19 protein-coding genes are annotated in these 20,062 nt (G+C 43.3%); all 19 read right to left on the reverse strand.

What is annotated here, in order from left to right:
- Window positions 1-12 precede the first annotated feature (12 nt).
- On the reverse strand, window positions 13-1,044 hold the full coding sequence (locus ACED25_RS00150) for a potassium channel family protein (RefSeq protein ID WP_009846405.1): 1,032 nt from the start codon (window positions 1,042-1,044) through the stop codon (window positions 13-15).
- A gap of 189 nt (window positions 1,045-1,233) precedes the next feature.
- Window positions 1,234-2,046 (reverse strand): ABC transporter ATP-binding protein, encoded by an 813-nt coding sequence (locus ACED25_RS00155; RefSeq protein ID WP_371694389.1) that lies wholly within the window; start codon window positions 2,044-2,046, stop codon window positions 1,234-1,236.
- Window positions 2,047-2,400: 354 nt separating this feature from the next.
- Window positions 2,401-3,462: a FecCD family ABC transporter permease gene (locus tag ACED25_RS00160; protein WP_371694457.1), complete on the reverse strand. Its 1,062-nt coding sequence runs from the start codon at window positions 3,460-3,462 to the stop codon at window positions 2,401-2,403.
- Window positions 3,459-4,499 carry an iron ABC transporter permease gene (locus ACED25_RS00165; RefSeq protein ID WP_017101028.1) on the reverse strand — a complete coding sequence of 347 codons (1,041 nt, stop codon included), beginning with the start codon at window positions 4,497-4,499 and terminating at the stop codon, window positions 3,459-3,461. The genes ACED25_RS00160 and ACED25_RS00165 overlap by 4 nt, the downstream gene beginning before the upstream one ends.
- 53 nt (window positions 4,500-4,552) lie before the next feature.
- Window positions 4,553-5,536: a Fe2+-enterobactin ABC transporter substrate-binding protein gene (gene fepB, locus ACED25_RS00170; protein ID WP_371694390.1), complete on the reverse strand. Its 984-nt coding sequence runs from the start codon at window positions 5,534-5,536 to the stop codon at window positions 4,553-4,555.
- A 117-nt stretch (window positions 5,537-5,653) separates the two neighbouring features.
- Complete coding sequence (locus tag ACED25_RS00175) at window positions 5,654-6,469, reverse strand: siderophore-interacting protein (RefSeq protein WP_371694391.1); 816 nt, start codon at window positions 6,467-6,469, stop codon at window positions 5,654-5,656.
- A gap of 168 nt (window positions 6,470-6,637) precedes the next feature.
- Entirely contained in the window at window positions 6,638-8,698 is a 2,061-nt protein-coding gene (locus ACED25_RS00180; protein ID WP_371694392.1) for a TonB-dependent receptor, read from the reverse strand.
- A gap of 905 nt (window positions 8,699-9,603) precedes the next feature.
- Window positions 9,604-10,665, reverse strand: coding sequence for a quinolinate synthase NadA (nadA, locus tag ACED25_RS00185; protein ID WP_009846384.1), 1,062 nt, complete (start codon window positions 10,663-10,665; stop codon window positions 9,604-9,606).
- A 209-nt stretch (window positions 10,666-10,874) separates the two neighbouring features.
- On the reverse strand, window positions 10,875-11,657 hold the full coding sequence (gene ybgF, locus ACED25_RS00190; protein WP_009846383.1) for a tol-pal system protein YbgF: 783 nt from the start codon (window positions 11,655-11,657) through the stop codon (window positions 10,875-10,877).
- 33 nt (window positions 11,658-11,690) lie between these two features.
- Window positions 11,691-12,233 carry a peptidoglycan-associated lipoprotein Pal gene (gene pal / locus ACED25_RS00195; RefSeq protein WP_009846381.1) on the reverse strand — a complete coding sequence of 181 codons (543 nt, stop codon included), beginning with the start codon at window positions 12,231-12,233 and terminating at the stop codon, window positions 11,691-11,693.
- 111 nt (window positions 12,234-12,344) lie between these two features.
- Window positions 12,345-13,700, reverse strand: a complete 1,356-nt coding sequence (gene tolB, locus ACED25_RS00200; RefSeq protein WP_371694393.1) for a Tol-Pal system beta propeller repeat protein TolB — start codon at window positions 13,698-13,700, stop codon at window positions 12,345-12,347.
- A 17-nt stretch (window positions 13,701-13,717) separates the two neighbouring features.
- A complete protein-coding gene (gene tolA, locus ACED25_RS00205) occupies window positions 13,718-14,785 on the reverse strand; it encodes a cell envelope integrity protein TolA (protein ID WP_371694394.1) in 1,068 nt (355 codons plus the stop codon).
- A gap of 13 nt (window positions 14,786-14,798) precedes the next feature.
- A complete protein-coding gene (gene tolR, locus ACED25_RS00210) occupies window positions 14,799-15,242 on the reverse strand; it encodes a protein TolR (protein WP_371694395.1) in 444 nt (147 codons plus the stop codon).
- A 3-nt stretch (window positions 15,243-15,245) separates the two neighbouring features.
- Entirely contained in the window at window positions 15,246-15,929 is a 684-nt protein-coding gene (tolQ, locus tag ACED25_RS00215) for a protein TolQ (protein WP_009846377.1), read from the reverse strand.
- On the reverse strand, window positions 15,919-16,356 hold the full coding sequence (ybgC, locus tag ACED25_RS00220) for a tol-pal system-associated acyl-CoA thioesterase (RefSeq protein WP_017104273.1): 438 nt from the start codon (window positions 16,354-16,356) through the stop codon (window positions 15,919-15,921). Before ybgC ends, tolQ begins: the two co-directional genes overlap by 11 nt.
- A gap of 172 nt (window positions 16,357-16,528) precedes the next feature.
- Window positions 16,529-16,831 carry a cyd operon protein YbgE gene (gene ybgE / locus ACED25_RS00225; protein WP_009846375.1) on the reverse strand — a complete coding sequence of 101 codons (303 nt, stop codon included), beginning with the start codon at window positions 16,829-16,831 and terminating at the stop codon, window positions 16,529-16,531.
- A complete protein-coding gene (cydX, locus tag ACED25_RS00230; protein WP_000270284.1) occupies window positions 16,824-16,931 on the reverse strand; it encodes a cytochrome bd-I oxidase subunit CydX in 108 nt (35 codons plus the stop codon). Before cydX ends, ybgE begins: the two co-directional genes overlap by 8 nt.
- Before the next feature lie 31 nt (window positions 16,932-16,962).
- Window positions 16,963-18,099: a cytochrome d ubiquinol oxidase subunit II gene (cydB, locus tag ACED25_RS00235; protein WP_122046858.1), complete on the reverse strand. Its 1,137-nt coding sequence runs from the start codon at window positions 18,097-18,099 to the stop codon at window positions 16,963-16,965.
- 13 nt (window positions 18,100-18,112) lie between these two features.
- Window positions 18,113-19,699 carry a cytochrome ubiquinol oxidase subunit I gene (gene cydA / locus ACED25_RS00240; protein WP_009846373.1) on the reverse strand — a complete coding sequence of 529 codons (1,587 nt, stop codon included), beginning with the start codon at window positions 19,697-19,699 and terminating at the stop codon, window positions 18,113-18,115.
- Between the last annotated feature and the right edge of the window lie 363 nt (window positions 19,700-20,062).

Below are 20,062 nucleotides of genomic sequence, written 5' to 3' on the forward strand. Positions count from 1 at the left end.
CTAAATAGCCGTCTAAAAGCCTTTCCAATCGAAATGATCAATTCGCTCATCGGCAATGTAAAACAACTTAGTGCCGCTGCTGACAACTTGGTCTAACTCCGGATTAAGCTCTATACCACTCCCCGTATCAATCGCGATCAGCGTTGCTTTATACTTCTCTTTGAATACAGAGAAAATAGGCGCGACGGTTACAGGTTCGGCATCTTTAGGGTAATACGTCGAATACTGTGTCATACCTCTAGTTGAGCTTAAAAGCTCTTGATGAAGCGCACTTGAACCGGGATCAACCGCAGCTTTAGCCAGCATTTCGGCACCCACTGCCGGAATACATTCAGAGTTTGGGCAATGTTGATGCAGTAAATCGCTCAACGCCTCATCTTTAAAGTAAACCAGAAGATGAGCCTTAGGGTTTCGGTTCGCACAATAAAGCGCTGCAGACAGCGTGATGTCGTCTTCGGGGTTATCAATAAGAATACAACTGGCTGACTCAATGCCCGTTTTCTCCATCTCTTTACCATCGGTGTAGCTGTTTACCTTAACGAAATTGATCTCACCGGGTAACGGATTTTCGATATCTGAACGCGTACATAATACGATTGGTCGCTTGCCCGTTTCTTCATGTTGCAGCATACGGATGAGATGAATGGTTCTTTGTTCATTCCACCCCAACATCAAAATGTGGTTTTCCACTCTAACTCTCCTTTTACCTAACAAGCCCGCTCGCCAATATTCAACACCTTCTGTTGCCACCTTACCCAGTAAAGCAGCGAAAAGGCTGAGCCCTCCAGGGATAACAAACAAAATAACAATCCATCGCCCCGCTTCCGTTGTCGGTGACAAATCGCCATAACCAACCGTAGAAGCCGTCACGACTAAATAGTATGCAAATGTAGTAAACGAGTTGGTTAAGTCCGTTTCACCCGCTAAATACAATGTCGACCACGATAAAAACACGTAGCCGAGGAAAGTAAACAGTAGGTTTTTGCCATTCAAAACAAAGATATTCGCTTTGACCCAACGTTTGAGTTGTAACCAGATTATCATTAGAGCCTCTAATCCATTTCTCTTAATTACATGCTAGAAAAAATAAATGATATCAACAAGATGTATCTTAAGAAAAAGGCACATGAGCCCAAAATAATGCCAATAGTCCACATTTAGGTACAAAAAGACTTAGAAATATCTACAAACAATTTCTGGAGTTAATCAAAACTGAGCAAAAAGTCATATGAGTTACTTCCCCAAAGGCACAATCAATGGAGTATGACTTACGGGATCATCAATAATAACGCTATCTAAGCCAAATACTTGCTTAACGAGTTTGGCGTCAATTAAAGACTTAGGTTCCCCTTGTGCGACAATTTCTCCACCAGCAAATGCAATCAGATGATCCGCATAACGACAGGCTTGATTCAAATCATGCAGCACGGCGACGATAGTGTGTTTTTTCTCTCTATTGAGGCTGCGGAACAACTCCAACAAATCGATCTGGTGTGCGATGTCCAAATAAGTTGTTGGCTCATCAAGTAATACTATCGGTGTCTTTTGTGCTAATACCATTGCAATCCAAACTCGTTGTTTCTGACCTCCTGATAGTTCATCAACCTGCCTCTCGGCCAAATCGGTGACACCAGTATCTTCCAGCGCTTGGAAGACCGCCTCTTGATCATCTAAGCTCCACTGCTTAAATAGTTTTTGATGCGGATAACGGCCTCTTGCTACCAAATCAACGACTCGAATCCCTTCTGGAGCTTGTGAACTTTGGGGAAGTAACCCCAACTCTCTCGCCAACTCTTTAGCTGGTACTTTTTGGATATTCTGACCATCTAGACAAATTTGGCCTTTAGAAGGTTTCAATAAACGGCATAAGCTTCTCAATAAGGTCGACTTTCCGCACCCGTTGGGTCCGACAATGACCGTAAATTTACCTTCAGGAATATGAAGTTCGAGATTTTCACAAATAACGCGATTCTCGTATGCAAGTTTAAGGTTACTTCCATTTAGTCGAGAGGTGATTTTAGATTTAACCGGTGTCGATAGGCTCATAAGTTTCTGATTTAATTTATGTTAAACAATATCCCCAAGTAACTTTTAGCTATTTGCTTATTTAGCTAATTACTTAACTAATTAGCTCTAGCTATTCAGTTGCTTGGGAAAGCGTAGCATCAAGAATAGACTTGTTGCTGCTTAAGGTTACACTTGGTTTCTTCGGGGCTAAAACAGGCAGCGTTACACGATTTCAAGTTCAGTTGGGTACACCATAACCCATTGGACCAACTTGTCATTTTTGAGTACTGATCTAACTCGGTAAAACGAGTCTTGCTCTAACACTCATATACTTGACAAATAATCGGTAAACTTAAGAAGTATCGCTCTCATTAATCATATGAGTACCTATGCTTAAAACTGGCGAGATCGAGTCAATAGCCAAATTAAATATATGCCACCTACAATACCCGTCATCCTGCCTATCGGCACGCTTGCTTGAAAAGGCAACCATTGAATTAAAACATCCGCGGTTAAGACCAACAACGCGCCCATAAGAGCTGAGGAGAACAAGGATAATGCTCGCGACTTTCTCAATCGACCAACTAATTGAGGAGCAGCAAGGGCAATAAAGGCAATAGGCCCAGCAGCTCCTGTCGCGAATGCGGCTAAAACCACAGCAAAGAAAATCATAGAAAGACGGACTCGCTCAACTCGGATACCCAGCTGAGTTGCGATGTCATCCCCCATCTCTATCATGGCAAGCGCACGCTTTAGCATCATCATAAAAGGGAGGAGGAGAAATACCCCAATAAGTACAGGATATACATGTGTCCATGTCCTAGCATGCAGTGATCCTGCAAGCCATAGATTAGCCAAAATGGCATTGTCCAAATTACCCTTAACTAACATCAGGCTGTTCAGCGCACTCAAAATGGACCCGATCCCAATACCAGTGAGTATTAAGCGATACCCTCCAACCACTCCTGCCTTTACCGCGAGTAAGTAAACGATAACGGCCGTAATTACTCCGCCGACTATCGCCGCGATTGCAACTTCTATTGCCCCTTGCTCAAACAAAACTATTTGAGCAATTGCACCGGTCGCAGCCCCCGTAGTGAAGCCAATGACATCTGGAGAACCAAGAGCATTTCTTGATACCGATTGAAATACCGCACCAGAAATGCCTAACGCAGCCCCAACAAAGACCGCAGTAAGAACCTTCGGTAGTCTTATGTTAAGAATTATTCGCTCTTTTACGCCCCCCTCTCCAACCCCAAGAATGATATCGGCCACTTGAGGCAACGAGATATTAAACTTACCCAATGTCATGGAATAAGTTGCAATAGCGCAAACTGATATCAACAAAATCAAAGCGACAAGTATATAAGACGGTTGATAACAGAAAGAAAACTGACCGAAGCGTACAACACTTCCCGAGCCAGAATTTTGAAGAGTGTAAGGCTCAATCATCATAGGAGAGATATCTTCCAACGTTTCACTAAGAATACAAAGAATGGCCCGCCGATTAGAGCAATCATAATACCTACACTGATCTCATTGGGATACCCGACGATCCGGCCTAGCACATCGGCGACAACCGCCAGAATGGATGCAATCAGTAAAGAGAAAGGCATCAACCATTTATGATCCGGCCCCGCCGCCATCCTTGCAATATGAGGGGCAGTAAGACCAACAAAGCTGATAGGACCAGCCGCCGCAGTAGAGGTCCCCGCTAAAACCACAATAGCAATAGAAGCAAAACACCATATTTTGATCGGGTTAACACCTAAGGCGTGACCAATATCGTCCCCTAACGAGACAGTATCTAAGGCTTTACTTAATGAAAATGCGATTACTAATCCAATGGCTACTAACATGGCAGCCGGGATTAAGACATCGTAACCTCGCCCTTGAAATGACCCCACAGCCCAATGTCTATATTGTTCAAACACCATTTCATTGCTGTTTATTGTGATCATATGAGTCAGTGCAAGCAACACAACCGACAAAGCAGTTCCCGCCAATACAACTCTTACAGGGTTAACCCCTTTATTGACCCCAGCAAGGGCAAAAACACCCGCTCCGGAAACAGCCGCCCCAAGTAAACCAAACCACATCACATAGGCCATATCATGGATGCCCAGAAAGGCTATCGCTGATACTATGGCAACTGTCGCCCCCGCATTGACACCGAGTATCCCAGGATCTGCTAATGGGTTACGAGTTAAGCTTTGCATGATAACGCCAGCAACACCAAGCGCACCGCCAACAACTAAAGCTAACAAGGTGCGTGGAATTCGAAGGTGGACAACCAATAGATGATCACTGTTGGTTGGATCAAAAGAAAAAATCGCATCCAAAGTCACTGCCGGCGATATGTAATGCGTGCCGATAAAAAGGCTAAAACACGAGGCAAAAAATAACAACACGACTCCCGCCATCAGCCACCGTCGTCGTTGTCCATTTCTTATCTGTTCAAATGCTTCTGCAGGACCAGCAATACTTGTCATTACGGACATCCTTTACCCATTTACCATTGGCATTAACCATTAGCCATTAGCCATTAACCTGCATTTGTATCTCGTTCAAAAAGCTGAACAATGTCGTTAACGATTTCAGTGGCACTATACATATCGATACGAAATGAATTCTCACCTAGGCCAAAGACTTGTTTATTCTGGACGGACGGAAGGTTGATCAAGATTGGGTCATGCATGAATCGATTAGCGCTGTCGTCGCTCGCTTCTAGCAAAAATGTCGTATCGGCTTTAAGTTGAGTCAGCAGTTCAAAGTGGACGCGCATAAAATCTGATAAAGGCACGGTGTTGTCATGCCATTGACGATTTTGCACTTCCATTTTGAAACCGAGGTCAATGAGCAAGTCCGCATGAACGCCGTCCTCTAATGCGATAGCATTGGTAGCTCCAGGTCCAAAATACGCCACAATATTGGTTTCGCCTTCTGGTATCTGTAGTTTGTTTTTACTCTGGTTAACGAACAACTCAAACTGGCTAATTTTTTGTTGGGCTTGTTCTTCTAACCCTGTCGCCTGTCCAAGCCTCAAAGCCAAGTCTTGCCATGATTGTGCGGTGTAATCCAAAATAATGGTTGGTGCTATTTGCTTAAATTCAGCTATTTGATCTCTCGCCGAATCACCACCGCGCCATGCTACAACAATCAAATCAGGTTCATAGATATAGGCAGACTCTAAATCAACGCTGCCGGCAGGCCATGCCTTTTCCACGCTTCTCTGTTCAGCAATATCTGCCCATTGACTAAAAAACTTCCCTTCATAAGTGAGTGCTGTTGCGGCTAAAGGAGCATCAATAGCCAGTAGCGTCCCACTAATCGTCACCGAGGTAGAAAGGATTCGAGTCGGTTTAGATGGGATCACTGTCTGTGAGCCATCCGCATTAACGAAAGTCTTGGGGTAAGTATTTTGAGATGTCATTTCGGTTTCTGCGAAAACAGAAGCCGAAGCTGAAATCAAAAAAACAACAACGAACTTAAACACAATATTGATTTTAAAAATTACATTGATTCTCATTTACTGCTTGCACTTCATTTAGTCTAAGTTTAATTATTAAGATGGACTTGCTGTGGTGATTACTAAATCAGAAAAATCATGGCTGAAACATCTATCGAATAACTTCAATAAAGCTGATTAGTACTCTTCATCCATAACTTCATGACGTTCATCATGGTACGCTTCTTCATCCTTACCTCGTTTCCAGTAAGGAATCGCATACATATCTTTTTTAGACAGCTTGTACTCTTGTTTAAGCGCTTTACGACACGCAATCACGCTTTCATTTTCACCCGCAATGAAAGCCGAAAGCGAGTGAGATCCATTCGGTGCAATTAAGCCGGAAATAGCTTCGCTCAATAGAGATTGATCGCTATTTTCGTCTCTAATTAGCCACTTCAGAACCAGACCTTGCGGATGCTGAATATCATGCTTATCTGCGGCATCCTCTATCTCGATAAATACATAGCCTTGAGTGTCAGAGGGAAGGCTCTCCAAAATCGCATTAATGGCTGGTACTGCTGTTAAGTCTCCCGCAATAATATGCCAATCTGCGGGTTCAAGTAATGGGTCAGGCCCAGCAGGACCTACAAGGCCAATTTGGAAACCTTGTTCTGCTTTAATTGCCCACCCGCCGCCGGGAGAATCGGTTCCGTGGATCACGAAATCGATATCAAGCTCATTCACATCAGCTCGATACTTTCTTACGGTATAGGCTCGGGGCACGGGTTTATGCTCAGGCCAAATCACAGTTTCACCTTCTCGGTAAGGTAACTGCAATATCCCACTAGCTCTATTGGGGAAAAACACTTTTATGTGTGTACCATTTTGATCTTCAGGGAACCCTTTTAAAGAGTCGCCCGTAACAGTTACTCGCAGTAGATGCTTTGAGATCTTCTCCTTACGAACAAAGTCCAACAACATCGGATGTAAACGCACTGGTTGATCGCTCATCAATTTTCCTCTTAAAGAGATCTACAGTATTGAGGGGAAAGCATGACTTTGGTGGGAGCCTCTCCTAATGTTCAGAGTTTTACTCATAGGATCTTCGCCACTTTCCATGCTAATGATTTCAAAATAAACGCCTTGTTTTGAGCAAGGCGTTTTCTTATATCTAACCGATTAGAAGTACAATTCTACTGAACCACCAATTTGGCGAGGTGCTTGCTTCGTAATATCGTCTCCACCAAAGTTGAATGTTTCTTTTTCAGAATCAAACAAGTTTGTAGCGAATAAAGACATACGTCCGTTAGTAAACACATAGGCAACTTGTGCATTTGCAACCCAGTAAGCATCAATACTCTGGTTAGCTGAGTTTTCAACGTCACTGAAGTAATCTCCAGTGTAATTCGCATTACCACTCAATTCGAAATTCTCAGCAAACATGTATAAAGCACCGAAGCTTGCCGTCAAAGAAGGGGCTCGAGCGAGTTCTTTTGAGCTATTAGCATGATCTTTGTAACTTGTTTTCAACAAACCAAGTGAAGCCAATAGTTCTAGGTTTGATGTCGTTAACCAACGGCTTCCTAGTTCTGCACCGTAGGTATATGCTTCATCAACATTATCAACTTTCACATCACCTTTTGATGAAGTCTCCAGAACTTGGAAATTATCGTAGTCGTTGTAGAAGACGTTAGTTGTTAACTCAAGTTCATTATCTAGCAGACTATGGCGAGTGAAGAATTCATAGTTCCAAACGTATTCGTCTTCATACGTATATGAAGAAAATGCCCACGTTTTGTTATTGAAGCCAACACCGCCACCTCCAGAGTTAAAGCCCTTAGCTGCTCGGATACCCACGGTTTGATCTGATTCAGGCTTATAGGCAACTTCAAGCTTAGGAAGGAATACATTTGATGTTTCATCATAATCTAAGCCGAAGCGACCCGGGGCAACATAGCGTTTTTTGCTTTCGCGTTCGAATCGCCCTGCCGCTACAACTTCGATGCTCGGCATCACCAAGTACGTCACTTCAGCAAATGCCGACATAGCACGGTTTTTGCCTTCCATTGGTATTGATGACCCAGTCTGTTCAAATACATCATCATCTTCAGATTTGAAGTAGCGTAAACCAAACAAACCAGAAAGATCTTCGCTAAGGGAATCAAATCGAACCAAAGGCTCTATTTGGAACTCATTACCTTTCGATTTGAAATCCTGCTTTCTGCCTGCAGGATCAGTGATTCGATCGTAGGTGCGATCGGTGTAGATCAAATTATTTTCGAACACTAACGTATCTGAGATGTCATAAGATACATCCCAAATGCCGCTTGTTGACTGAGTTTCGTAAACAGCTCTATTGATCTTTGTTTGTTGAGATTCAGATTGAGGTCCCACAGTATCCATATGGGCAATCGTTAACGTGGTTTTGAACCCAGGAAGGCCTGCTGGCTCTAGCAAAAATTTACCACGAGCTGTCGTCATTTCAATGCGATTAGGGTCACCGACTGGTTCATAAGCAGTAAGGTCTGCGTAACTACTGCGTTTTTGTTGATCAACACTCAATCTGAAGGCCAGTTGATCTTCTAGTATTGGCGCCGAGATAACCGCTGCGGTTTGAGAATAGTCTTGCTGACCAATAGCAGCCTTTACTTTGCTCTCAAAATCGTAAGTCGGATCATTAGATTTTAAAACGATAGCACCCGCAGATGCATTTCGGCCTTGAACGTAGCTTTGCGGTCCAAGATAAATTTCCGCTTGCTGCATATCCCATAAAGAGCGAGGACCGAACGCGACTTCAGAATAGCTGAGTGAGCGTCCATCAATTGAAAGATTCAATCTTGGCACAGAGCCACCAAAGGCTGCAAGACCACCGAATGAAGGACCTGACCCATCAACACCACGAATCGATGGTAGGTTATTACCCTGACCTGAATCTACAATGTTCGGTGTTAGCTGCAGCAAGTCATCGACCTCAGATGCACCTGGAGTACTCGCAATACGATCTTCATCATACACATGCACGCTTGAGCCCGTATCATAAATCGAACGTTCTATTTTCTCGCCATACACGGTAACTTCAAAAGTAGTTTTTTCTTCGTTAGCGGTAGTTTCATTATTATTGTTTGTCGCTGCAAAAGCTTGACCACTGACACAAAGTCCCATGATGATTGCAGATAAAGTACGTAGCTTGAATTTGCTATTTCCTAGCTCATTCACTGCCGCGGGGCGTAATGCTGTCATTTAAAATTCTCCTTGATTAAGCATTAACTTTAGGTGGGCTCATGTAACGGCATTTATAATGAAAACTAGGGAAGACATTCAAAAGGTGTTGAAAACGCAACAACTCAAAATAAGTATAAGCTGTACTTCCTTAGCTCCTTATTGACCACTGCTTTAATACATGAGCCAAAATTCCGACTGAAAACCGTCACATTGAACAAGCCCTAAGTCACTCAACGAATAAATTGAAAAATGATTTCCCTTTCAATGACCTGACGAATTTTCAACCGTACCTTATCGGTTGCACATTTAAATGTAAAGCATTCTCATTTAATATTGATAATAATTATCACTGGCATTAATTAACTTGAATTGAGAATTCTGATTTTTGATGGTTCGAGCACCTAACGAGACGCCCTATTCATGAAGAAGAGAAGAAAAATTAAAAATAAGACAGTATTAAGCTTATGTAGAGTTAATCTGAGACAGAGTTAAGAGCTTTAGAGAGGTACTTGAGCAAATGATTAGCAGGCTGAGTACGTAATCCTACTCATCTCTTGAATAGTTAAGCGGTAGCCTGCAATTCCGCTATCACTGACACCAATAATCGAATATTGCTCTCCTGCTAAAGCGCTCGTGCGGACTGACCATCTCGCTGATACTGGCTCGTGAACACTCTGTCTCAGACTTACCATGTCCATAAAAATCAGGACTTATTAACTGATAGCTATTACTAATAGTGGTATTTGCTACGATTGGTACATATCTAATGCAAACAGCAGCTACTAGTCAGACTAGATAGAGGCTAATATTCAGATACAAAAAAACCAGCACTGCGGCTGGTTTTTTAATGATGACAAATGCACCACATTATAAAGACTGCATAGTTATAAATATTGGATTATTTATAACCTCACGTCATTAGATTAAGCGTTGCCTTTCACTTGCACGTTAAGCTGCTCAGCAAAATCTAGCATGCGGTTCAATGGGATAAGGGACTTCACGCGCAGTTCGTCAGAAACGAAGATCTCGTGTTGCTCGCCACCATTCTCAAGCGCATTTTCAATCGCTTCAAGGCCGTTCATTGCCATCCAAGGGCAATGCGCGCAGCTTCGACAAGTTGCACCGGCACCTGCTGTCGGCGCTTCAATCAGCTCTTTTTCAGGAACCAGTTGCTGCATTTTGAAGAAGATACCTTTGTCTGTCGCGACAATCATCTGTGGATGAGGCAGCTCTTTTGCTTTCTTGATCAGTTGACTTGTTGAACCAACAGCGTCAGCCAGTTCAACCACGCTTGCTGGTGATTCTGGGTGAACCAAAATAGCCGCTTCTGGGTATACTGATTTCATTTTCTTCAAAGCATCGGCTGAGAACTCGTCATGAACAATACACTCACCTTGCCAAAGCAACATGTCAGCGCCAGTTTGATTTGCGATGTAAGAACCTAGGTGACGATCTGGGCCCCAAATAATGGGTTTGCCTTCAGCGTCTAGGCTTTCAACGATTTCTAAAGCGATGCTCGACGTAACTACCCAGTCTGCACGAGCCTTAACAGCCGCAGAGGTATTCGCGTATACAACCACTGTATGGTCAGGGTGAGCATCACAAAATTCTGTAAATTTGTCTGCAGGACAGCCAAGATCAAGAGAACATTCAGCTTCTAGTGTTGGCATTAGAATGCGTTTTTCAGGTGTAAGAATCTTTGCTGACTCCCCCATAAAACGAACGCCAGCGATGATCAAAGTGCTTGCAGAATGGCGGTTACCAAACTTAGCCATTTCTAATGAATCGCCAACAAAACCACCAGTCGCTTCAGCCAGGGCCTGAATTTCAGGATCTGTGTAGTAGTGTGCAATTAGAACTGCATCTTTTTCTTGAAGTAGTGTTTTGATGTTTGCGATGTGGGCCTGCTTCTGAGCGTCGCTCAGTGGAACTGGCTTAGGCGGAAACGGGTAAACTGTATCGATTTTATCTAGTATATGACTCATTGCTCTTGCTCTACGCAACTTCTTCCGAGAATTAGAGTATTCTACACAGGACAGCGATTGGGATCAAAAAGGATTGGTTTCAAGCGATGACTAACTAATGCTTAAAACGCATAAACAAAGCGATGCGTTGGCATTACAAAGAAGAGAAGTAGACACAAAAAGAAAGTGATCAGATATAAAAAAGAGGTACCTGAGCACCCCTATTTTGTTTATAAGTGGGTTTTAGCCACTTTAGCCGAAGCACTGTTTGGGTACTCGGTTACAACTTGCTGGTAATATTTCTTAGCTTGCGTCGCGTTGTTGTTACGCGTAGCTATGTCACCAAGCTTAACCAGAGCATCAGAGCGCTTGTTAGAGTCTTTGTATGACACAACAGCGGCAAAGCTCTTCACAGCTTCCTTATCTTGCTTTTTAGCGAAATAAAGCTGACCTAACCAATAATGGGTGTTAGGCGTGAAGGTCGAGTCTGGGAAGTCTTTTTGAAACTTTTGGAATGCTGCAATCGCACCCGTGTAGTCTCGCTGCTTTAGAATCATATCTACAGCATTCTGATAAGCTGTTTGCTCATCAACATCAGTACTGAACGTACCAGAAGCATCCTTAGAGCCTTCGCTCGCTGCTACTGCTACCGTTGCTGTTCCTGCTGCTTTCACCTCGCCTCTCACACGATCTAGTTCAATGAACAATTCACGTTGGCGCTCGAGCATTTGTTTCATATCGTAGCTGTTTCGCTCCAACTCACCACGAAGTTCACTGATCTCCAGTGACATATCGTCGATTTGTTGCTGCATTTGAAGCTGAACGAGATTACGATTTTGAAGCAAGCGCTCTAAACGCTCAATATCTGATTCGTTAGATGCTGATCGAGAGGAAGATGATGAATTTGTTGCGGTGCTATTGAGATCGGATACTGGAGCTGGTGCAGCGAACGTAGTGTTCGCTGCACTTGCCAGTAACGAAAGCAAAATGACTCGCTTTGTGTTACTGAACATGAGGCAATTCCTCAATTATATAGCCTACTGAAATTAGTAAACTAGTACTGCACGACGGTTTTTAGCGTACACGTCTTCAGATTGACCTAGAAGAAGTGGCTTCTCTTCACCGTAGCTTACGATAGAGATTTGGTCTGCTTGAACACCTAGAGCTTGTAGGTATTTCGCTACAGCTTGTGCACGACGCTCACCAAGTGCGATGTTGTACTCAGGAGTACCGCGCTCATCAGCATGACCTTCAACAGTAACGTTCATATCAACGTTCTTAACTAGGTATGCTGCGTGAGCTGCAAGCATTTCTTCGTAGTCGCCAGCGATAGTAGAGTTATCGAATGCGAAGTAGATTGTTTGAGTTTCGCGTAGCGCTTGCTCTTTAAGCTCTTGCTCAGACAGTTGACCGTTAGCGTCAATTGGCGTTACAACAGTTGTATCTACGTTACCTTCTGAACCTGAAGTTGTTTGGTTGCTTTCTGTGCCAGATGTTGCAGAAGTTGCTTCATCAGTTGAGCTACATGCCGTTACTGCCATCACTGGTAGTGCAATCATCAAGCCTTTAAGAACTTTGTTAAGTTGCATCTTTTTTTCCTTACGTTATCAAACTTAGTTTCTACAGCTACTAAGTGCTATAGATAGTTAAATGCCACAATAGTTAACACTATCAATAGCTAAAAGAATGTATCAAATCGACTAGAGAAACGGTGACCACGAAGGTGCTCTTACGCGTCCGTTCGTTGCTGGTAATCTAGCCTTAAAACGACCATCGATAGAAACCATCGATAGTACGTTTGTTTTGTTGTAAATAGAGCTATAGATAACCATACCTCCATTCGGTGCAATACTTGGAGATTCATCTAACAATGTTTTTGTTAGCACCTGAACCGCACCAGTTTCCAAATCTTGTTTAGCCAAGTTAAAACCCGAGTTGCTGCGATTAACCATAATCAGGAATCGTCCGTCAGGGGTGATCTGGCCACCTAAGTTCTGGCTACCTTGCCAAGTAATACGAGATGTCGAATTATTTGACAAATTTACATTATAAATCTGTGGTTTACCACCACGATCAGATGTGAAAATTAGAGACTTGCCATCTGGGTGCCAGAATGGTTCAGTATTATTAGAACGGCCGCGGGTAATTTGAGTCAGCTTACGGCTAGCAAGGTCGAGTGTGTACACCTGAAGACTGCCTGTTTTCGACAATACCAACGCCAATGTTTTACCATCTGGCGAGAATCTTGGCGCACCATTATGACGAGGGTATGACGTCACTTTCTCGCGCTCACCCGTGTAAATATTCATTATGAATATTTCAGCTTGGCCATTTTGGAAACTCACATACGCAAGCTTCTTACCGTCTGGCGACCATGCTGGTGACATAAGAGGCTGCTTAGAACGAAGCACCAAACGCTCGTTAAAGCCGTCGTAGTCAGCAACACGAAGCTGGTACGGGTATTTGTCTTTGTCGTTCACAACTACGTAAGAAATACGCGTTAGAAACGCCCCTTTCTCACCCGTTAGCTCTTCATACACTAAATCAGAGATTCGGTGTGCGTACTCTCTCAAGCGTTTACCAGGCACTGTCGCTTTCTTGTTGAACAGCACATGATCTTTAGAAAGTACTAATTGGCCTTCATCGCTTAGTGCACGGCTTTGCCCTTTAGTCAGTTGACCACGGACAATGTCGATCAGTTGGTAGTTCACCACATACTGCCCTTCGGCATTTTTAGTGATGCTACCGGTTAGCAGTGAATCAACACCTAGGTTAGTCCAAGCATCAAAATTCACCTCGGTTTCGCTGTAAGGCGTTTGAGGCATTTTACTTGTCGCAACTGGGCTGAATTTACCACTGCGTTGCAAGTCAGAAGCGATAACTGCTGACACATCGTGCGGCAATGGTCCTGCGCCTTCCCAACGGAAAGGAACAATAGCGATAGGTCGTGCAGAGTTAATACCGTCTGTAATAACAATTTCTAATTTTGCAAAAGCAGAGCTAGAAAAAATACATGCCATAACAAACAGGCTCTTGAAAAAGTTACCTTTAAGCATAAGTTATCCATTTCTCATTATGGGATGAACCGAAAGTCAAAATCTCGGAATATTTGTTGTAATGATGAGTCTTGTGGAAAATCGAACTCTCTCGCTTTAACTGTAGCAGCCTGTGCTGCTGAGCAAAGCTGGCGATTTCCGCTAACTACCGAAACCCTTCTCACTACAGCTTTATTACCACCAGTTGGTGTCAACTGAATGTTAAGAACACACTCTTGACCACGGAAGGAGTCTTCCATCAAGAGGTTTCGTTGTACTGTTTGTTGATAAATTGATATATATCGAGCCTTTTCATCTTCTAAATGCTGGTTCAAAGCAGTGTTGTTATTGCTTTGTTCAGTCTCCAGTCCAGCAAAGATATCGTTCAATGCCGCTTCTTGCTGTTTACGCTCTTTCTCCGCTCTTGCTGCAGCTTCTTTCGCTTTACGGGCTTTTTCTGCTGCGGCTGCCGCTTCTTTTTCTTTCGCTATACGTTGTTTCTCAGCACGCTCAGCGGCTTCTTTTTCTTTACGAGCTTTTTCAGCGGCCTCTTTCGCGGCTTTTTCTTTCACCACGCGTTCTTGTTCAGCTTTAGCAATGGCCGCTTCTTTTGCCTTGCGTTCTTTTTCTGCTTTCACAACCGCGGCTTCTTTCAACTTACGATCAGCTTCTGCTTTAGCGGCTTTCTTTTTCTCTTGTTTTAAGCGAGCCTCTTCAACTTTACGTTGCTTTTCATTTTCAACTCGACGCTTTTCCGCGTCGCGAGCCGCTTTGGCTTCTTTAGCTTGCTTTTCTTTCAGCTTTCGAATGTTCTCTTCTTCAGCTTTACGATTTTTTTCAAGTCGTTCGCTTTCACGTCTTAGTTTATCTAAACGCTCTTGCTCTTTTTTGCTCGCCGCTTCTCTTTGTTGACGAATCTGTTGAGCTTGCTGGCGAACCAACTGAGGATCAATCACCACAGCTTGAACCATCTGCCCTGTAGGCTTTGGCTCTGACATGGTGAAATCCGCTCCCCAAATGAGCGCAACGAATAAAACGACGTGCAGCCCAAGAGAAATAAGAAGCGGTGATCTAAAATTATTGGATTTTTTATTATTCGCTTTCATGAATGCTACGGAGCTATTCCCTTATATCCGTTAAAAGGCCAACCTTTGGCACACCTGCACGGCTTAATTCATCAAGTAAGATAACCACTTCAGCGTAAGGCGTTGCTGCATCACCGCCAACCGCCACTGGAGAATTTGGGTTCAGAGACAGTTCCGCCTTCACTCGGACGATAATATCTTCCAGAGACAAGCCTCGCTGAACCTCTTCGTTATTAACGCTCAAACCAAGCTCACCGTCTTTGTTCACTTCAACGATAATAAAGCTCGCATTGTCGTCACCCAATAGATCTTGTGCAGACTGAGCCGTTGAAGCCTTAGGCAATTCAACATCTACGCCTTGAGTAACGAATGGCGAAGTCACCATAAAAATGATCAGCAAAACAAGCATAACGTCGATGTAAGGTACAACGTTAATCTCTGCTGTCATTTTGCGTTTTTTAGGTTGGTATCCGGCCATCTATTATTCCCTGCCAGCCATCGCTTGACGGTGAAGAATACTGTGAAACTCTTCAGAGAAAGTCGCGTAGTTGTGCTCTAGCTTGCCTACTCGGCTGCTGAAGCGGTTGTACGCCATTACTGCTGGAATCGCAGCGAATAGACCCATTGCTGTCGCGATCAGTGCTTCTGCAATACCAGGAGCAACCATTGCTAATGTCGCTTGCTTCACTTCACCTAATGCGATGAATGAGTGCATGATGCCCCAAACCGTACCAAATAGGCCGATGTATGGGCTGATAGAACCGACAGTCGCCAAAAAAGGTAAGTTAGTTTCCAGTTCATCAACTTCGCGGGCAACCGCAACACGCATTGCACGGCCAGTACCTTCCATTATGAAGTCTGGAGACGCTGCATTTGATTTTCGAAGGCGAGCAAACTCTGTAAAGCCGGCGTAAAAAATCTCTTCAGTACCAGAGAGTTCGTCTTTGCGCTTATTACTCTCTTGATACAATTTAGCGAGATCAACACCAGACCAGAACTTATCTTCAAACACGTCAGTTTGTTTAGTAGCTTGAGATAATACTTTGCTTCGTTTGATGATCATCGCCCAAGAAACAACAGACATGCCCATGAGAATTAGCATGACCATCTTAACTAGTAAGCTAGCTTCTAAAATTAGGCCTAAGATTGAGATTTCAGCAGTCACTATTCGTTAGCTCCGTGAGAATAAATGTTGGCATTGCTTTGGGTTTCATTTTTTGATTGTCGATACATGCTACCTTAACCATTGCTTTACACAATGCTTTGCCATCAGGATTTACGATCTCTTGACAGAAGACCAAGGTAGCTCGCTTCAACTCGTAAATATTTGTAATGACTTGTAAAGAATCATCAAGGCGCGCACCTTGAATAAAATCGATGTCCATATGTCGGACTACAAAACCGATATTTTGTTCTAACAAGACTTGCTGAGAGACGCCAATTGAGCGCAACATCTCAGTTCGAGCGCGTTCGAAAAACTTAAGATAGTTTGAATGGTATACAACACCACCTGCATCGGTGTCTTCGTAATACACTGTCACTGGCCACGTAAATGGCTTAGATAATCCCTGCAATTTGATACCACAATTCAAAACGATAAAGATCTCACTATAACCTAACTCCTTATCATTAATAGTATATCGCTGTGAATTTTTTGATTTAAGAGACGAAAAAAAAGGCCATCTGTATAAGATGACCTCTTTTTGGCTAAAAACCCAACAAGTATAAAGGTTCACGTCGTTATTAACCTAAATCCTTTGCCTTTTATAAAAGGCGCAGCACCGTTAGGTAGAGCAAAATTGTGAGTGAAACGTATGGGCTGAACAGTAGTTGCCACATCCAAGCTCTCGGCTTAAATCCGATACCGTAAACCATGCTTGAACATGCTGCCCAAATGAACATTGGCCCGATGATCGCGTTAAAGCCACCGATACTTGTCGCATACGCTTCAGGTTCCCACATCACTAAACCTACATGCATGAACCCCAATACTAGAGATAAAGCTCTTAACAGAGTCTTATCCATTGGTTGATGCAGTTTAGCGATTTGCTCTGCGAGATTACTCACTGTCTTTATCCATCATTTCTGAATGCTCTAACCATAGAGCATTGATGATGCCGAATGCACATGCTAGAAGTACACCCAAAATCCATGCGAAATACCACATAAAATTTCTCCTAAGTTATTTAACTTCTAGCTTAGTAAGCTGAAACGTCGTTATCTTCGATGTGTTTCTTATCTAGACGACCGAACATTTTGTAGTATGTCCACGTTGTGTAGCCAAGAATCACAGGAACCATTACCGCCGCAACTCCAGTCATAAGACCAAGCGTTAGCTCACTTGCTGTTGAATCCCACATAGTCAAACTATGGTTAGGGTTCAGGCTTGATGGCATTACGAATGGGAACATTGCAAAACCAGCCGTTAGAATAACACCAGCGTTCGATAGGCTTGAGAACAAGAATGCGAAACCACCACGCTCAAAGCGAGATGCAATCACAGCAAGCAGTGGCATTGCTACACCAAGGATCGGCGCAGCCCACATTGCTGGATAAGTTTCGAAGTTTGTCATCCAAGCACCAACTTGAAGTGATACTTCTTTATTTAGTGGGTTTGAATCAGCAAACGTGTCTATCGTGCTTGTAATTACATAGCCTTCGATAGATTGAACCCAGAAACCACCGATAACGAACAGAGCAATAGCAATTAGGCCAGTGATCTGAGCAACGTTACGTGCGCGGCTGTGCAGTTCTTCTGTTGTCTTCATTTGAAGCCATGTTGCACCTTGCATCACGAACAACATCAGAGCCAACACGCCACATAGTAATGCAAACGGGTTTAGCAGAGCGAAGAACGTACCATGATACTTAGACATCATCAGGTAGTTCAGTTCGAATGGAACACCTTGCAGTAAGTTACCAAATGCCACACCAAAGATGATTGGCGGAACTGTGCCACTAAAGCAAAGTGCGTAGTCCCATGCCTTACGCCATTTTGGCTCTTCAATCTTTGAACGGTAATCAAGAGCAAGTGGACGTAGCCAAAGTGCTGCTAGCGTCACGTACATTGCGAAGTAGAAACCAGAAAACGACGTTGCGTAAACCAATGGCCATGCAGCGAACAATGCACCACCAGCCGTAATTAGCCATACTTGGTTGCCATCCCAGTGAGGGGCAATAGTATTCAGCATAATACGACGTTCAGTGTCGCTCTTACCGATAACCGGTGAAAGAGCAGCAACACCCATGTCAAAGCCGTCAGTTACGGCGAAACCAACCAGTAGAACACCGATCAATACCCACCAAATAAGTCGTAAGCTTTCGTAATCAAACATAATATTCCCTCACTTATACTTCGACTGAACGGCTAACTTTGTCTTCAACAGAGTTATCGTTTTGTTCAAAGTGGTAACGGCCTGTCTTTAAGCTACTTGGACCTTTACGTGCGAATTTCAGCATTAGGTAAACTTCAGCAATCAAGAACACTGTGTACAGTGCAAGAATTGCAAATAGAGAAGTCCAAAGCTGTTCAATAGTCAGTGCTGATGCAGCAACGTTAACCGGCAGGATTTCACCCACCGCCCATGGTTGACGACCAAATTCAGCAACAAACCAACCTGCTTCAATCGCAATCCAAGGTAGTGGAATTGAGAATAGCGCCGCTTTAAGTACCCATGGTTTCTGTTCGATCTTCTGACGACACGTTTGAACAAACGCCGCACCGAATACAAACAGCATGATGAAGCCACAAGCAACCATCAGACGGAACGACCAGAATAGAGGCCAAACTGTTGGGATAGAATCATCCGCAGCCATTTGGATTTGGTCTTCTGTTGCATCAACAACATCGTCTGTGTAGCGCTTAAGAAGCAGACCGTAACCTAGGTCACCTTTTACTTCATCAAATGCCGCTTTGTTCTCTTCTGAACGGTCACCACCACGTAGCTTTTCAAGCAACTCATACGCATACATACCGGTACGAATACGATCAACGTGATCGTCGCGCAAGTCACGTAGTCCTGTTACTTCTGTATCAAAAGAACGTGTTGCAATAATACCCATAACGTAAGGGATCTTAATTGCGTAGTCTGTGTGCATGGTTTCTTGGTTTGGAACACCAAATACAGTGAATGCGGCCGGTGCTTCTTCAGTGTGCCATTCAGCTTCAATAGCTGCTAGCTTCACTTTTTGAACTTCACCAAGCTCGTAACCAGATTCATCACCTAGCACGATTACTGACAAGATTGCCGCCATACCGAAAGATGCTGCAATCGCAAAAGAGCGACGAGCAAAGGCAAGGTCACGACCTTTAAGAATGTAGTATGAGCTGATACCAAGGATGAACATTGCACCCGTTGTGTAACCAGACGCTACTGTGTGTACGAATTTAACCTGTGCTACTGGGTTTAGTACAACTTCAGCGAAGCTCACCATTTCCATACGCATAGTTTCAAAGTTAAATTCCGCACCCACTGGGTTTTGCATCCAGCCGTTAGCTACCAAGATCCAAAGCGCAGAGAAGTTAGAACCAAGTGCTACTAACCACGTTACCGCTAAGTGTTGACGCTTTGACAATCTGTCCCAACCGAAGAAGAAAAGACCAACAAAAGTAGACTCTAGGAAGAATGCAACAAGCGCTTCGATAGCCAGCGGAGCACCAAAGATGTCGCCAACATAATGAGAATAGTATGACCAGTTAGTACCGAACTGGAACTCCATGGTTAAGCCTGTCGCTACACCAAGAGCAAAGTTAATACCAAACAATTTACCCCAGAACTTAGTCATGTCCTTGTAAATTTGCTTGCCAGTCATTACATAAACTGACTCCATAATGGCAAGTAGAAATGCCATACCTAAAGTCAGTGGAACAAATAGGAAGTGATACATCGCTGTAAATGCAAATTGCAATCGCGACAGATCAACAACATCAATCATGGTAACTCCTTTGTGTCGGCTGAATGACACTTGTGTGATTATTCACCGCAAAAATCTGTGTTAAAACAATTCGTGAGATTGTTATTACAAATTGAAATTTGTAGTAAAAACGTACCGTTATAGTTAGATTATTGTTAAGCATGAGCTAATATAGCTGACGCTAATATTACTGGTAAAATCAGTATGTTTCAAAAGGTTTATAGGAGAACCTTGCGTTGATTTGTATCAATTTTATTCAAGCAAATTAGAGTTATTTTTGAACAGTTATGATTAAAATCACACCAATTATGTCTCTATTAATAGCAGCATATGATATCTGTGACAAAAGCTCAGCACTGCATCAACATATGAATTACAACTACC

The organism is Vibrio sp. 1F263 (assembly GCF_041439035.1).
Taxonomy (GTDB): Bacteria; Pseudomonadota; Gammaproteobacteria; order Enterobacterales; family Vibrionaceae; genus Vibrio; species Vibrio tasmaniensis_A.

Excerpts from the sequence above, each read along its gene's own strand:
- nadA (WP_009846384.1), bottom strand. The coding sequence starts at position 10,665 with ATGAGTCATATACTAGATAAAATCGATACAGTTTACCCGTTTCCGCCT.
- ACED25_RS00150 (WP_009846405.1), bottom strand. The coding sequence starts at position 1,044 with ATGATAATCTGGTTACAACTCAAACGTTGGGTCAAAGCGAATATCTTT.
- tolB (WP_371694393.1), bottom strand. The coding sequence starts at position 13,700 with ATGCTTAAAGGTAACTTTTTCAAGAGCCTGTTTGTTATGGCATGTATT.
- ACED25_RS00160 (WP_371694457.1), bottom strand. The coding sequence starts at position 3,462 with ATGATGATTGAGCCTTACACTCTTCAAAATTCTGGCTCGGGAAGTGTT.
- pal (WP_009846381.1), bottom strand. The coding sequence starts at position 12,233 with ATGCAACTTAACAAAGTTCTTAAAGGCTTGATGATTGCACTACCAGTG.
- cydA (WP_009846373.1), bottom strand. The coding sequence starts at position 19,699 with ATGATTGATGTTGTTGATCTGTCGCGATTGCAATTTGCATTTACAGCG.
- cydB (WP_122046858.1), bottom strand. The coding sequence starts at position 18,099 with ATGTTTGATTACGAAAGCTTACGACTTATTTGGTGGGTATTGATCGGT.
- cydX (WP_000270284.1), bottom strand. The coding sequence starts at position 16,931 with ATGTGGTATTTCGCATGGATTTTGGGTGTACTTCTAGCATGTGCATTC.
- ACED25_RS00180 (WP_371694392.1), bottom strand. The coding sequence starts at position 8,698 with ATGACAGCATTACGCCCCGCGGCAGTGAATGAGCTAGGAAATAGCAAA.
- tolA (WP_371694394.1), bottom strand. The coding sequence starts at position 14,785 with ATGAAAGCGAATAATAAAAAATCCAATAATTTTAGATCACCGCTTCTT.
- ACED25_RS00155 (WP_371694389.1), bottom strand. The coding sequence starts at position 2,046 with ATGAGCCTATCGACACCGGTTAAATCTAAAATCACCTCTCGACTAAAT.
- ACED25_RS00165 (WP_017101028.1), bottom strand. The coding sequence starts at position 4,499 with ATGACAAGTATTGCTGGTCCTGCAGAAGCATTTGAACAGATAAGAAAT.
- ybgF (WP_009846383.1), bottom strand. The coding sequence starts at position 11,657 with ATGTTCAGTAACACAAAGCGAGTCATTTTGCTTTCGTTACTGGCAAGT.
- ACED25_RS00175 (WP_371694391.1), bottom strand. The coding sequence starts at position 6,469 with ATGAGCGATCAACCAGTGCGTTTACATCCGATGTTGTTGGACTTTGTT.
- fepB (WP_371694390.1), bottom strand. The coding sequence starts at position 5,536 with ATGAGAATCAATGTAATTTTTAAAATCAATATTGTGTTTAAGTTCGTT.
- tolR (WP_371694395.1), bottom strand. The coding sequence starts at position 15,242 with ATGGCCGGATACCAACCTAAAAAACGCAAAATGACAGCAGAGATTAAC.